The organism is Pseudomonas sp. MDT1-16 (assembly GCF_054898115.1).
Window position 1 is genome coordinate 5,515,868 of the sequence record NZ_CM142717.1, and the last position, 14,564, is coordinate 5,530,431.

Here is a 14,564-nt window from a genome sequence, read left to right on the forward strand (position 1 = left end):
GGAGTTGGTGTCCGGTTTTGTAGGGGCAAGTCCAGTTTGATACGTTCCCGTTTTAGCAACTGGAAAAAGCTCTCGGCTAAGGCGTTGCCATGACAGTTGCGCTGCTCCCCTTCAACAATCAATTCTAACGGTCGCCAGTTATTATAACTCCGTAACAAAGCCACGTATGGGAGAGAGCGTCACCCACCGAGGGCCATGTAGATTAAGTCGCGGGCGTCGCTAAAATGGTGACCTTATCGACGCAGACTCATCACCCAAGTGCTGCTGCAAGTCATCTACCTGATCGAAAAGAGCTTTGAATACTTCCACTAGCTCAGGGTCAAAGTGCCGGCCGGATTGCTCGCACATATAAGATTGGGCCCGCTCTTGAGTCCAGGCTTGTTTGTAAGGTCGATGCGAAAGCAGGGCGTCGTAGACGTCACAGATAGCGACGATTCGTGCCGCCAGCGGAATGGCCTCGCCTTTGAGCCCATACGGGTAACCGCTACCGTCCCACTTTTCATGGTGGTACAACGCGATTTCGGCGGCCAATTCGGTCAGCGGTGACGCCTGTTCATCACGCAATATCTCGTAACCGATACGTGCGTGTTCGTTCATAATCACACGCTCTGCAGCGGTCAGTATTCCTGGCTTGCCGAGAATTGCGTCGGCAATGCCGATTTTACCGACATCATGCATAGGGGCCGCCAAGCGTAACTGCTCCACCCATTGAGGCGCATGCCCCAGGGCCGTGGCAAGCAATGCCGCCGACTCGCCGATGCGCAGGACATGATTGCCAGTCTCATTGTCTTTATAAGCTGCCGCCCGCGACAGGCTGCGGATTAGGGCTTGAAAGCTGCAGTTTAGTTGCGCTGTTCGTTCCTGAACCTGCTCCTCAAGCTGGTCACGCTCCTGATGCAGGCTTTGGCTGGCCAGGCTCAACTGCAAGTTGTTACGCACACGAAGGATGAGATCGGACAGATCGACAGGCTTGCAGATGTAGTCTTGAGCGCCCATTTCCAAGCCTTTACGACGATCTTCAGCGCGGCTTAGGGCAGAGATGATGATAACGGGGGAGCGGCTATGATCGCGCTGCGCCAGTTTCTGGAGAATGTCGAACCCGCTGGGAGTTGGCATGTCCAAATCCAGTAACAGGAGATCCCATGGGTTCTTTAGGAGCCAAGCCAAGCCTGCCGCCGAGTCGCTGAATGTCTTGATGTGTTCGAGGCCGAAGGTCCTCAAGCTGGACTCGAGGAGACGCAGATTGGAGGCTACATCATCGATAACCACCACTCTGGAAAAGCGTATCGCTTCAGACATCATTAACATGTACCTCTGATAGTAGTTTGCGCACCAGGAGGCGTAGTTCGCCCAAGTCTACTGGCTTGCTTAACACTCCCTGACAGTTCAAGGCCAGCAAGTGCTCGATATCTGGAGTGGCACTGAGGAGTATTACCGCCACGTAGCGGGTGGAGGGGTGCGCTCGCAGCTGATTCAACAGCGCATCTCCATCCATGTCGGGTAGATGGAAGTCCAGTAGCACAAGCGCTGGCGACTCTTCAAAAATTCGCTGTAGTGCTAAGTGGCCAGTGCCGACGACATGGACTTGAGCAAAATCGGCCAATGCTTTGCGCACCAGAAGTTGGCTGGCCGAGTCGTCTTCTACATAGAGCAGATGAGGTAAGTTGACCGTGGTTAGTCGCGACTCTTGATGCGGTACAGCAGCCGGCAGGGTCGCGCGGTCGAGCAGCGCCAATTCGATCCAAAAACGGCTACCTATGCCTAGTTCGCTGTGCAGGCCCATTTGAGCCTCCATCCTCTGGGCAAACCCGCGGCACAGCGACAGACCGATACCAGTGCCCGGAATTGCTGTATTTTCTCTGCCCAGGCGCTGAAAGGGTTCAAACAACTTCCCCTGTAGGTGCGCATCGATACCCAGACCGCTGTCCTCGACCATCAAACGGACATAGCCGCCAACCACCTGATAACTGAGAGTCACATGTCCTTCTGGCCTGTTGTACTTAATGGCATTAGACAAAAGGTTGATCAGCACCTGCCGCAATCGCTGTGGATCTGCACGCACCCATAGCATCTCATCCGGCAGAACAAGGTTGAACTGCAAGCGCTGCTCCTGCGCTTCGGCCCGGATCAACTCGGAGCATTCTCTCATCAGGCTGCTGATGTCCAACGCTTGCAGGTCGAGGGGCATTTGGTAAGTCTGGATGTTCGACCAGTCAAGAATATCGCCCACCAAGCGTTTGAGGTGACGGCTAGCTAGCAGAATTTCGTCTAAATAGTCAGCATCCTCGGTCTGCTCCGAGGGATTACGCTTCATGGTCATCAACTGAGCGAACCCCTGAATGGCATTCAGCGGAGTGCGCAGCTCATGACTCATGCTGGAAATAAAGCGAGACTTGGCCTCGCTTGCGGACTGTGCTTGCAGGGTGGCGTCACGCAGTTGGGCTTCGATTATCTTGAGCTCATCAATATCCACATAAGTACCGGCAACGAGGCTGGGCAAACCGCTATGTGGGTCGTCCTCCAACACTCGGCCACGGCTTAGTAGCCAGTGATAGCAACCGGAAGCATCAGAGAAACGAAACTCCGACTTGTAAACCCGGTTGAGCCCGGAGCGGACCCGCTCATAGGTCTGCCTAATAGACAATTGATCGTCAACATGGACCCGCTTAAGAAACTGCTCACCGCTCAGCTCTCCGTTCGGGAGGCTGAAACGCTGGCAAAATCGCCTGCTCAGCGCGACAGAACGGCTATTAAGATCGTACTCCCAGAGGCCTTCGGTAGCACAGTCGAGTACTAGGTCCAGACGTTGTTGTGCCATTACGCGCAACTGTGCGCTTTGCTCCAGCTGCTCGCCCAGTGCCGTTGCATGTGAGGCCATCTCGTCCAGCTCGTAAATATGCGAGCTGACTTGCGTGGGCCGTCTCTGTCCTTGGCCAATCTCACTCAACATCTGAGAAACTCTCGTGATGGGCGCTCGCAGTTGGCTGCTAAGTCGCAGAGCACGCATCCACATAAAGGCAAAAAACAGCAGATAAAAACCAATCAGACATACAATCATCCAGTAGCCAAGCTGCTGATAGTGTCCGGCCAATGCATTCGTCTGGCTGAAAATATCGACCTCATCAACCACCGTCAGTAAGCGCCAGCCCGTTTTTTTGATGGTAGTCCAGGCCACCCAATGCACTCGCTCACCAAGAATGATCGATTGAATACCCTCTGGCTGGGTAGCAATGATCTTGGCCAGTTCGCGGGTTTCATTGCGAGTGCGTAGATCGAAGTCTGCTGGCTTGAACAGCTCGCTGCGGATAGCCTCATCGTAAGAATGACCAGTCAGTTCATCGAGCCCAAAGTCGGCCTCTCCAGAGCTGGGCATAGCCATGATCCGCAGATCATTACTGATCAGCATGGCGTAACCACTCCATGGCACGGACAACTGCTCAATCTGCTGAAGGATGCTTCCCACCGTTATGTCCATTCCACTGACGCCCTCAAGGAAGTCGTCTCGGTACACGGGGGCAACGGCCGACATCATCCACCCCTGTCCTGCCGGATCAAGGTACACATCGGTCCAGACCACGTTGCGCCCAGGGTTATGTGTGGCATCGGCCAGGTAATAGAAGTTGTAGTTGGGGATCACCATGTCATGGGGGTACTGGTCCTGCGTACTGAACCAAGGGTAAATATAATTGAGACTGTCCCAGCTGTTGAAATACACGCTGGCAATAAGCGGTTGGTGCTCCTTGAGCTGCTTCATCAATGGAGTGATGCTCTCCAGTCGAGCCACTTTCGCCAGATCCTGACGTGCTAGCGGCGTGCCGTTAGCGTAGAACACTGCAGCGCCACCCAAGTCCTTGGGGCTATAGCGCACACCATCATCGGTGGTCATCAATTCTTCGGTCGTGCCGAGAGGGTCATTTTGCAAGGCTTTAGCGGTGAGATTGCGGTAGAGGTCGGTGAGTGCGCCCAAGTTCGTTAACTGCTCATCAATGATGCGTCCCTCGTTCTTGGCCGAGTACTGCAAGTCGGTCAGAGCGTTCTCCCGCAGATAATCGATTTGCGCCTCGCGAATGGCACCGTTGGTCAGCAAGTACACGGCAATCAGCAACGTTTCTACTAACAGCAAGGGTATCAGGGCGCTTTTTGCAAAAGCTCCCCAGATCCACCTACGAAGACTGATGAGGTTTGTTGCGGACAAGGGGCAGCACTCCAATGGCTACGCACGGAACAGAGTGACTGATTACGTAAAAATCACGAAATAAGCAGTCACCCGACAATATCATGGCGCCATTTTTTTAACGAATTTGGTTTCCACCTTCAAAGTCCTACGTAAATATGGCAGGCGATACGCACATTACCTATCAGCTTCTGCGTGTGTCGTATGGTGTGCTAAGACCTGTAGCGCTTATAAATCAGGACCCAGCCTTTCGCTCCAGCTGTCCCCATTATTCACCGTTGATGAGCCGGGCTACCTCCATTTTATCTGCTGCCTTCAATAGCTCGTGGTACTGCTACTCGGCACTCATCCAGGCTACTGGGTGCCCAAGTATCCTGCGCCATGAGGCCAGCGCCGATGGTCTCTTTTCATTTATGTATGCACCATAACCCCTCCGAATGCGATATCAAAGGGCCGCTATACGTGGCATGTAGTGTTCTAATGAAACCGGACACCCATTTAGGCGCGAATGCTCGCCAGATCGAGGTGTCAGATGACCAAACAACACCGTTCCTTTTCTGCTGAATTCAAATGCGAGACTGCCGACCTCGTGCTCAAGCCAACCTACAGCTACATTGAAGCCAGCCGCTCACTTGGCATTGGTGTGTCGGCGCTGCGTCGCTGGGTTGACCAGGTTCAGAAGGAGCACCAAGGCGTCACTCCGCAGAGCAAAGCGCTGACCCCAGAGCAGCAGAAATTCAGTAGCTGGAAGCCCGGATCGCAAGGGTTGAGCGATAAAAATCTTTACAAAAAAGGCTACCGCTCTCTTGATGTCGGAAGATCACGAGCGTTTGAGCTGATTGATCATCTGAGTGCCCATGAGCCGGTTGATTGGCTGTGCAAGGTGTTTGAGGTCACCCGCTCGTGCTACTTCGCCCAGCGCGGCCGCGCCGCACGCCCGATGTTGAACGGCTTCAATTGCGTAGCCGGGTCAGTGAGCTGTTCTCGCAAAGTCGCAGTGCTGCGGGCAGTCGCAGCATCCTGTCACTGATGCGTGAAGACGGTGAGCAACTCGGTCGATTCAAACTGCGCAGTTTGATGCGCGAGCTAGATTTAGTCAGTAAACAACCCGGCTCACACGCCTACAAAACGAGCGACAGTAGAAAGGCTCGATATCCCGAATACCTTGAACCGTGAGTTTGATGTACCAGCCTCCAATCAGGTCTGGTGCGGTGACATCACTTATATTTGGGCACAAGGAAAGTGGCATTACTTGGCTGTCGTTCTGGATCTCTGCACGCGCCGGATAGTGGGCTGGGCACTGTCGGAAAAACCGGACGCTGAACTCGTGATCAAGGCCCTGGATATGGCCTACGAGCAGCGTTGCAGGCCTTCGGACCTGCTATTCCAATCGGATCAAGGGTCGGAAGCCGACTATTTCGCCAACGATTGTGGCGATACCGCATACGCCAGAGCATGAGTCGCCGGGGAAATTGCTGGGACAATGCACCGATGGAGCGAGTGTTCCGGAGTTTGAAAACTGAATGGATACCGACCTCAGGCTACAGAACTGCGCAGGAAGCACAGCGCGACATCAGCCATTTTTTGATGCATCGGTACAAATGGATTCGACCGCATCAGTTCAACGGTGGGCTGGCGCCAGCTCAGGCCGAGGAAAAACTTAACGTCGTGTCCGGGATTAGTTGACCACTACACTATAGGAAAGCCATCCTCTAGCCATTGAAGCGCTAGCCCTGCCCAGTATCCGGAATGTGATACCAACGGTGTGACCACTAGCGGCTGCAAACCTTCTGACCGAGGTTCAAAAGATTCACGTCCCGGCCGCCCGGGGCGATTCACTGACCGGCGGCTTTTGGCCGAAAGCGGACAGCAGTCTTACCCATTCTCGGCAGGTGCTCAACACCCACCCACTCACCCATGCGCACCGTGATTGCGGATTCCACGACACTTGGACACTCAGCCCACGATCATTTGGACACTCGTTCCATGCTCACTTGGACACCTGATCCACATCCACTTGGACAGGCAGTCGGAGCGCAGCGACGCAGGTTTGCATTGTTAGTCTGAAGTTCCTACCGCCGTCAATTTCGTTGCGCGTCTGCGCATCGATTCGCCCTTCAGTTCGATCCGATAAGCGTTGTGCACCAGCCGGTCGAGGATCGCGTCGCCCAAGGTCGGATCGCCGATCAGTGCATGCCATTTGTCCACGGGCATCTGGCTGGTCACCAGCGTCGAGCGGTTGCCGTAGCGGTCGTCCAGCAGCTCAAGCATGTCGCGCCGTTGCGCTGCGGTAAACGGCGCCAGGCCCCAGTCGTCCAGGATCAGCAAGTCGGTCTTGGCATAACCCGCCATCAGTTTCGCGAAGCGGCCGTCGCCGTGGGCCAGGCCTAGTTCTTCCATCAAGCGCGGTAAGCGTAGATAACGCACGCTGTAACCGTCGCGGCAGGCCTTGTGAGCCAGCGCGCAGGCGAGCCAGGTTTTGCCTACGCCAGTTGGGCCGCCGATGATCAGGTTCAGGCCGTCGCGCAGCCATTGGCCGCTGCCCAGTTGGAGGATCAAGGCCTTGTCCAGGCCACGCGGGCTGCGGTAGTCGATGTCTTCCAGGCAGGCGTTATGGCGCAGTCGTGCGGCTTTCAGGCGAGTCGTCAGGCGGGCGTCTTCGCGCTCGGTCAGCTCGCGGTCGACCATCAGACCGAGGCGTTCGTCGAAGCTGAGATCGTTGATGTCAGGCGTTGCGTGTTGTTCGCCAAGCGCCTTGATCATGCCGTGCAGGCGCAGGGTTTGCAGCTTATCGAGAGTTGGGTTGGGCAGCATTTTGATGCTCCTTTTTCAGTCAGTGGTAGTAGCCAGGGCCGCGCAGATTGATATGTTCTTCAGGCAGTAACGGCAGGTTTTGCTGGGCCAGCGGCAGCCGTTCCAGCCCTTGGCGCAGGATCGATTCAAGGCTTTTGTAACTGCACGCGCCCAGTGCCAGCGCACGCTGGCAAGCGGCTTCCAGCCGCTCTTCACCGTGCTGTTTACCCAGGCGCAGGATGCCCAGGCAGGCGCGGAAGCCGTGCTGCGGATGGATCCGGCGTTCGAGGATGTAGGCGATGACGCCGGCCGTATTCGGGCCTGTCTGCTCTGCCCAGTGGATCAATCGCTGCGGCGTCCATTCGGCATGTTCGCGGTGACTTTTGGGCATGTGCTCGGTTTGGGTGGTGTGGCGGCCTTTGTGCGGCGAGCGCAGATGGCTGGCCACCCGCTGGTTGGCGTGGAAGCACTCGACGGTCTTAGCGGTTAGCCGCACTTCGAGTTGGTGCTTCACCAGCTGGTACGGCACCGAGTAGTAATGGCCGTCGACCTCGACGTGGTAGTCGATGTGTACGCGTACCTTTTTCCATTCGGCGTAGACGTAAGGGTGTTCCGGCAGCGGTTGCAACGCCGGTTGGTCGATGGTCTCGAAGGCTGACCGGCGTGAGCCTGGCAGCTTCTTGAAGGGCTTCTGATTGAGGCGATCCAGCAGCAGCGCGATGGCTGTGTTGAGTTCGCCCAAGGAGAAGAACTGGCGGTTGCGCAGCACCGCCAGGATCCACCGCTCGACTACCTGTACGCCGACTTCAACCTTGGCTTTGTCCTTGGGTTTACGCGAGCGAGCGGGCAGCACGGCCACGCCGTAATGCTCGGCCAGGTCGCGGTAACTGGGGTTGATGTCGGGCTCGTAGCGATGTGCCTTGGTAACGCCGCTGCGCAGATTGTCGGGTACCAGTATCTGCGATGTGCCGCCGAGAAAGGCGAAGCAGCGGGCATGCGAGCCCAGCCAGTCAGAGAGTTTCTGCGACCAAGTGGCTTCGGCGAAGGTGTAGCTGGACGCCCCGAGGACGGCGACGAAGATCTGGGCTTGATGGATTTCCCCGGTCTGCCGGTCGATGACCGGCACGGTCTGGCCGGCGTAATCGACAAACAGCTTTTCGCCCGCACGGTGCTCCTGGCGCATGACCACGTCGACCTTGGCAGCCCAGAGGCGGTAGTGCTCGCAGAACCAGCTGTACTGGAAGCCTTGCGGGTGGGTGAGCCGATACTCTTGCCAAAGCAGGGCCAGGGTTACGCCGGGGCGGCGTAGCTCAGCATGCGCCCATGCCCAGTCCGGCATCGGACGTTGATCACTGGGAACCGTCGGTGCTGGCGGGAACAGACATCGCTCCAGTTCGGCGTCCGACAACGACGTCGGCCAAGTCAGCCCGCAAGCGTTGAAACGGTGCAGGTAATTGCCGGCACTGCCGCTGCTAATGCGCAGGCTGGTAGCAATTTTGCGCACGGACAGGCCGGCGTCGAACTTTAGGCGTAGTACCTCTCGGATTTTACGCATGGATATACGCTCCACGACGACCTCTTCGCTTCGATAAAAGAGGTCGATGGTAGTGAATAGTCCTGCGTTGCTGCCTGCCTGAGCTTGGGGTCGGATCAGTGAGAGATCACTGTCCAAGTGCTCGTGGAATCAGTGTCCAAGTGGCCGTGGAATGAGTGTCCAAGTCAGCGTGGAATCGCTGTCCAAGTGTTCGTGGAATGGGTGTCCAAGTGCGCATGGAATCCCCACCGTGATCGCAGCTACTTACATCAATCGTCGCCGGGCCACGTTTCGACACCTGATCATGGCTTGGCGAGTAACTGTTGCAATTTCCTAGTCGCCTCTTGACCAGAATGAGCGCGGCTCAGCAAGTGTGTGGACATCGTTTTGTACATTTCCACCGTTTCGGTTGAAGATGTGACGCTTGCAATACCAACGTGCAAATTCGGCAACTCACAAAGGCGGTACGGACTGACGGAGACGTAGCTTGTTGATGGCTGCTCGAATATCTGAAAGGCGGCGCTTGGCAGCGCTTCGTCGGTTAGATAAATGCTTGGATGACCATTGTTTGCCTCAACGATGCCAATCAGATTCTTGATCTCTTTGCGCGCTAGTAGCGCTCGTCCCATTCGTACACTGGTAGGCAAATCCAGGCGACCGACTAAGCCAATGTGTAGATAGTGTTCGATCTGACGCAAGCTAACAATGGATTTGACCCGGAATTTTCGCCGGGTAAATGTGGATTTCCGATCATCCAGAATGCGAAGTATTTCCTGCTCTATGGCGTCTTGGGACTTGCTGAACCATTGCGGCCTTGTCTCGTGAAGCATCGCCTGAAACAGCTCGGAATATTCAGGGGTCGTCAGAAGATATGAGAACGGTTCGAAGTAGGAGATGATGCTGATGGACTTGGCCTCAAACTGCCTCATTCGCTCAAAGTAACCCAACGCGTTGTCGAAATACTCAGTATCGGAGCCAAGCAAGCTGGTCAGCGACAGCTTCAGCAAATCCGCAAGGCTGACGAGCCATTGCTAGGGAAACTCTGAAGAAGACTTCCAAATCTGGTGAAATACCCGCCTGACACGAACACGACGGTTGAGTCCCGATGAAACAGATGTCCTTCGCCGATGCCGAGTACGCCGGCAAACGTAAGCAGACCCGCCGCGAGCGCTTCCTGATCGAGATGGATCAGGTCGTGCCGTGGAAGGGCTTGGTTACTTTGATCGAGCCGCATTATCCAAAGGGCGAAGGGGGCCGTCCGGCGTATCCGTTGATGGCCATGTTGCGCGTTCATTTGATGCAGAACTGGTTCGGCTACAGCGATCCGGCGATGGAAGAATCACTATATGAAACGACGATTCTGCGCCAGTTCGCGGGCTTGAATCTGGATCGGATTCCCGATGAAACCACGATCCTCAACTTCCGCCGCTTGTTGGAAAAGCATGAGTTGGCAGGCGGGATTTTGCAGGTCATCAATGGCTATCTGGGCGACCGTGGCCTGCTGTTGCGTCACGGCACGGTGGTCGATGCGACGATCATTCACGCGCCGAGTTCGACCAAGAACAAGGACAGTAAACGCGATCCCGAAATGCACCAAACCAAGAAAGGGAATCAGTACTTTTTTGGTATGAAAACGCACATCGGCGTCGATGCCAAATCCGGCTTGGTGCATAGCCTGTTGGGCACGGCGGCCAATGTGGCGGACGTGACGCAGGTCGATCAGTTGCTGCACGGTGAGGAAACTTACGTGTGTGGCGACGCCGGTTACACCGGCGTGGACAAACGTCCAGAGCATCAGGATCGCAAGATGATCTGGTCGATTGCCGCCCGACCAAGCAGCTATAAAAAGCACGCAAAAAAGAGTCTGATCGGGCGCATGCGACGCAAGATCGAATACGCGAAAGCGCAGGTGCGGGCCAAGGTTGAGCATCCGTTTCGCGTGATCAAGCGCCAGTTTGGTTATACGAAAGTGCGCTTTCGTGGTTTGTCTAAAAACATCGCGCAGCAGACAACGTTGTTCGCTTTGTCGAACTTGTGGATGGTGCGAAAACGGTTGATGGGTATGGGCGAGGTGCGTCTGTAATGCGGGCCAATTGCCCTGAAACAGTGCAATTAGGGAAACTCTGAAGAAGACTTCCAAATCTGGTGAAATACCCGCCTGACACGAACACGACGGTTGAGTCCCGATGAAACAGATGTCCTTCGCCGATGCCGAGTACGCCGGCAAACGTAAGCAGACCCGCCGCGAGCGCTTCCTGATCGAGATGGATCAGGTCGTGCCGTGGAAGGGCTTGGTTACTTTGATCGAGCCGCATTATCCAAAGGGCGAAGGGGGCCGTCCGGCGTATCCGTTGATGGCCATGTTGCGCGTTCATTTGATGCAGAACTGGTTCGGCTACAGCGATCCGGCGATGGAAGAATCACTATATGAAACGACGATTCTGCGCCAGTTCGCGGGCTTGAATCTGGATCGGATTCCCGATGAAACCACGATCCTCAACTTCCGCCGCTTGTTGGAAAAGCATGAGTTGGCAGGCGGGATTTTGCAGGTCATCAATGGCTATCTGGGCGACCGTGGCCTGCTGTTGCGTCACGGCACGGTGGTCGATGCGACGATCATTCACGCGCCGAGTTCGACCAAGAACAAGGACAGTAAACGCGATCCCGAAATGCACCAAACCAAGAAAGGGAATCAGTACTTTTTTGGTATGAAAACGCACATCGGCGTCGATGCCAAATCCGGCTTGGTGCATAGCCTGTTGGGCACGGCGGCCAATGTGGCGGACGTGACGCAGGTCGATCAGTTGCTGCACGGTGAGGAAACTTACGTGTGTGGCGACGCCGGTTACACCGGCGTGGACAAACGTCCAGAGCATCAGGATCGCAAGATGATCTGGTCGATTGCCGCCCGACCAAGCAGCTATAAAAAGCACGCAAAAAAGAGTCTGATCGGGCGCATGCGACGCAAGATCGAATACGCGAAAGCGCAGGTGCGGGCCAAGGTTGAGCATCCGTTTCGCGTGATCAAGCGCCAGTTTGGTTATACGAAAGTGCGCTTTCGTGGTTTGTCTAAAAACATCGCGCAGCAGACAACGTTGTTCGCTTTGTCGAACTTGTGGATGGTGCGAAAACGGTTGATGGGTATGGGCGAGGTGCGTCTGTAATGCGGGCCAATTGCCCTGAAACAGTGCAATTAGAGGAAAGAACCGTGGATTAAGGACAAGAAAGGTCTGATTTTCGCCGACTTATGATTTTTTTGAGTCTCAAGTAGTGAGGGCATCAAAAATCGGTGGGTACTTCAGACCTTCCTTAGAGGAAAGAACCGTGGATTAAGGACAAGAAAGGTCTGATTTTCGCCGACTTATGATTTTTTTGAGTCTCAAGTAGTGAGGGCATCAAAAATCGGTCGGTACTTCAGACCTTCCTTAGAAGTGACTAGTGTGCGGCCTCAATATAAAGTCACTATTCTCCTGGGTGGTTTTTAGGAGAGTCAGTTAGATGTGACCACCTAACGAAGACGTTTATTTCGAGACGGCACACAGGAGGTATTAATTATAGCTAAGAATAATTGTTTTATCTAAATAGGTCTTTTTATCGGACGCTTTAGCTTTTAACGTGTTGTTGTCTGTAAAGGATTGAATTCGATAATTTACACTTTTTTGATTATCTGCACTGATACATTTTGAATCTGTTCTCAGGTCGGGGCTAGTCAATTCTCTCTGGCTATTTTTTGATACGATTTGATGGAGCTTTTCTGTGGAAAGCTCACATGGGGTATTTGCTATACTTCCGTGAAAGCGAATAACTCCTTGAGACGCGATAGGTTCTGCTGCTGATATGGAGGAACTCATTATAAGCAATAGCGTCGGGATGACATTTTTATTATTCATGGTGTTTCCTTACTAAAGTCTATCTATTGGGCTGGGTAATACATTTATGTAGCTTTCGGCGTAGTGTTAAGCAACCCGCCTCGAACCTTCATCAGTGTATCGTCCAGTTTTCAATAAACTTGAGACTCTCGCACATTTTTGCACCAGGTCGTTGGTGGTCATTGAATGGCGCGGGAAACCGCAGGCAATCCGCAGTATAGCGGCCCCGAATTTATTAGTGCCAAACTCATTGGGTGGGCCGAGAAACAGGGCATCCGTTTGGAATATATTCAGCCGGGCAACCCGCAGCAGAATGCCTACGTCGAACGCTATAATCGCACGATACGTTACGACTGGCTGGGCCATTACTTGTTTGAGTCGATAGCTGAAGTTCAGGACTACGGCACGAACTGGACCTGGACATACAATCACGAGCGCCCGAATATGGCCCTCGGTGGTATTACCCACAAACAAAAGTTGGCCCTGGTGGCCTGACCTCGATTTCTGGAGAGTATTAGAAATAGTGGGATTACCCAGCTTCATCGAAGCCTTGCAATGCTTGAGCTACAACCGGTTGCGGGGCAAGCTTGCCGTCAAGCTGGAGGTGCGCTTTGGTACGCCTGTTCAGCTCCGCACTGCGAAAACTCCTCTAGGGAAGGTCTGAAGTACCCACCGATTTTTGATGCCCTCACTACTTGAGACTCAAAAAAATCATAAGTCGGCGAAAATCAGACCTTTCTTGTCCTTAATCCACGGTTCTTTCCTCTAATTGCACTGTTTCAGGGCAATTGGCCCGCATTACAGACGCACCTCGCCCATACCCATCAACCGTTTTCGCACCATCCACAAGTTCGACAAAGCGAACAACGTTGTCTGCTGCGCGATGTTTTTAGACAAACCACGAAAGCGCACTTTCGTATAACCAAACTGGCGCTTGATCACGCGAAACGGATGCTCAACCTTGGCCCGCACCTGCGCTTTCGCGTATTCGATCTTGCGTCGCATGCGCCCGATCAGACTCTTTTTTGCGTGCTTTTTATAGCTGCTTGGTCGGGCGGCAATCGACCAGATCATCTTGCGATCCTGATGCTCTGGACGTTTGTCCACGCCGGTGTAACCGGCGTCGCCACACACGTAAGTTTCCTCACCGTGCAGCAACTGATCGACCTGCGTCACGTCCGCCACATTGGCCGCCGTGCCCAACAGGCTATGCACCAAGCCGGATTTGGCATCGACGCCGATGTGCGTTTTCATACCAAAAAAGTACTGATTCCCTTTCTTGGTTTGGTGCATTTCGGGATCGCGTTTACTGTCCTTGTTCTTGGTCGAACTCGGCGCGTGAATGATCGTCGCATCGACCACCGTGCCGTGACGCAACAGCAGGCCACGGTCGCCCAGATAGCCATTGATGACCTGCAAAATCCCGCCTGCCAACTCATGCTTTTCCAACAAGCGGCGGAAGTTGAGGATCGTGGTTTCATCGGGAATCCGATCCAGATTCAAGCCCGCGAACTGGCGCAGAATCGTCGTTTCATATAGTGATTCTTCCATCGCCGGATCGCTGTAGCCGAACCAGTTCTGCATCAAATGAACGCGCAACATGGCCATCAACGGATACGCCGGACGGCCCCCTTCGCCCTTTGGATAATGCGGCTCGATCAAAGTAACCAAGCCCTTCCACGGCACGACCTGATCCATCTCGATCAGGAAGCGCTCGCGGCGGGTCTGCTTACGTTTGCCGGCGTACTCGGCATCGGCGAAGGACATCTGTTTCATCGGGACTCAACCGTCGTGTTCGTGTCAGGCGGGTATTTCACCAGATTTGGAAGTCTTCTTCAGAGTTTCCTTAGGGCTTACGGGATTCAGTATAGAGCTGTAACCGGTGAAAGCTTCAGGGCCAGTTGCATCCTCCAACCAAGTCCGGACCGTTCTCAGTTCTCGCGAATGGCTGCCTTTGATCGTCTCGTCCTTATGTGTCGATTGACTGCTTTTGGCCGTTAGCGGCCGCTTGCCAACGTCTGCTTAGGTCCGGCTCCTGCCGTTCGCAAAAGGCAGCAGGATTCGACCAAAGCAGTCAGCCAGCGACCATAAAACCGGGGACGACTCAGGCTGCGTATTGGCGTATTGCTCGCTCAAAAAAAATGGAGGAGTCGTGATATACAGTCAAGGGAGAAGCGTTATTTCAGTAATTGAG

General features: G+C 54.4%; 9 protein-coding genes and 2 pseudogenes. 4 read left to right on the forward strand and 7 right to left on the reverse strand.

Annotated elements, in window-relative coordinates:
• Positions 1-219: 219 nt before the first annotated feature.
• Entirely contained in the window at positions 220-1,302 is a 1,083-nt protein-coding gene (locus ACYZT3_RS25500; RefSeq protein WP_462031001.1) for an HD-GYP domain-containing protein, read from the reverse strand.
• On the reverse strand, positions 1,292-4,195 hold the full coding sequence (locus ACYZT3_RS25505; protein ID WP_462031002.1) for a hybrid sensor histidine kinase/response regulator: 2,904 nt from the start codon (positions 4,193-4,195) through the stop codon (positions 1,292-1,294). The genes ACYZT3_RS25500 and ACYZT3_RS25505 overlap by 11 nt, the downstream gene beginning before the upstream one ends.
• Before the next feature lie 511 nt (positions 4,196-4,706).
• On the opposite strand from ACYZT3_RS25505, the pseudogene ACYZT3_RS25510 reads away from it, so the two are divergent.
• Positions 4,707-5,860, forward strand: a pseudogene (locus ACYZT3_RS25510) (IS3 family transposase).
• A 372-nt stretch (positions 5,861-6,232) separates the two neighbouring features.
• On the opposite strand, the gene istB reads toward ACYZT3_RS25510, so the two are convergent.
• The 3 genes from istB to ACYZT3_RS25525 all read right to left on the reverse strand — a co-directional run bounded on the left by istB (position 6,233) and on the right by ACYZT3_RS25525 (position 9,508).
• Positions 6,233-6,988: an IS21-like element ISPsy14 family helper ATPase IstB gene (gene istB / locus ACYZT3_RS25515; protein ID WP_462030508.1), complete on the reverse strand. Its 756-nt coding sequence runs from the start codon at positions 6,986-6,988 to the stop codon at positions 6,233-6,235.
• Positions 6,989-7,007: 19 nt separating this feature from the next.
• Positions 7,008-8,522, reverse strand: a complete 1,515-nt coding sequence (istA, locus tag ACYZT3_RS25520; RefSeq protein WP_462030507.1) for an IS21 family transposase — start codon at positions 8,520-8,522, stop codon at positions 7,008-7,010.
• A gap of 281 nt (positions 8,523-8,803) precedes the next feature.
• Positions 8,804-9,508, reverse strand: coding sequence for a helix-turn-helix domain-containing protein (locus ACYZT3_RS25525; RefSeq protein WP_462031003.1), 705 nt, complete (start codon positions 9,506-9,508; stop codon positions 8,804-8,806).
• A gap of 98 nt (positions 9,509-9,606) precedes the next feature.
• On the opposite strand from ACYZT3_RS25525, the gene ACYZT3_RS25530 reads away from it, so the two are divergent.
• Positions 9,607-10,584 (forward strand): IS5 family transposase, encoded by a 978-nt coding sequence (locus ACYZT3_RS25530; protein WP_462031004.1) that lies wholly within the window; start codon positions 9,607-9,609, stop codon positions 10,582-10,584.
• Positions 10,585-10,687: 103 nt separating this feature from the next.
• A complete protein-coding gene (locus ACYZT3_RS25535) occupies positions 10,688-11,665 on the forward strand; it encodes an IS5 family transposase (protein WP_462031004.1) in 978 nt (325 codons plus the stop codon).
• Between the two features lie 384 nt (positions 11,666-12,049).
• On the opposite strand, the gene ACYZT3_RS25540 is transcribed toward ACYZT3_RS25535, so the two are convergent.
• A complete protein-coding gene (locus tag ACYZT3_RS25540; RefSeq protein WP_462031005.1) occupies positions 12,050-12,391 on the reverse strand; it encodes a hypothetical protein in 342 nt (113 codons plus the stop codon).
• 157 nt (positions 12,392-12,548) lie between these two features.
• On the opposite strand from ACYZT3_RS25540, the pseudogene ACYZT3_RS25545 reads away from it, so the two are divergent.
• Positions 12,549-12,865: pseudogene (locus ACYZT3_RS25545) on the forward strand (integrase core domain-containing protein); the annotation flags it as partial.
• A gap of 303 nt (positions 12,866-13,168) precedes the next feature.
• Here the strand turns inward: ACYZT3_RS25545 and ACYZT3_RS25550 are convergent.
• Entirely contained in the window at positions 13,169-14,146 is a 978-nt protein-coding gene (locus tag ACYZT3_RS25550; RefSeq protein WP_462031004.1) for an IS5 family transposase, read from the reverse strand.
• Between the last annotated feature and the right edge of the window lie 418 nt (positions 14,147-14,564).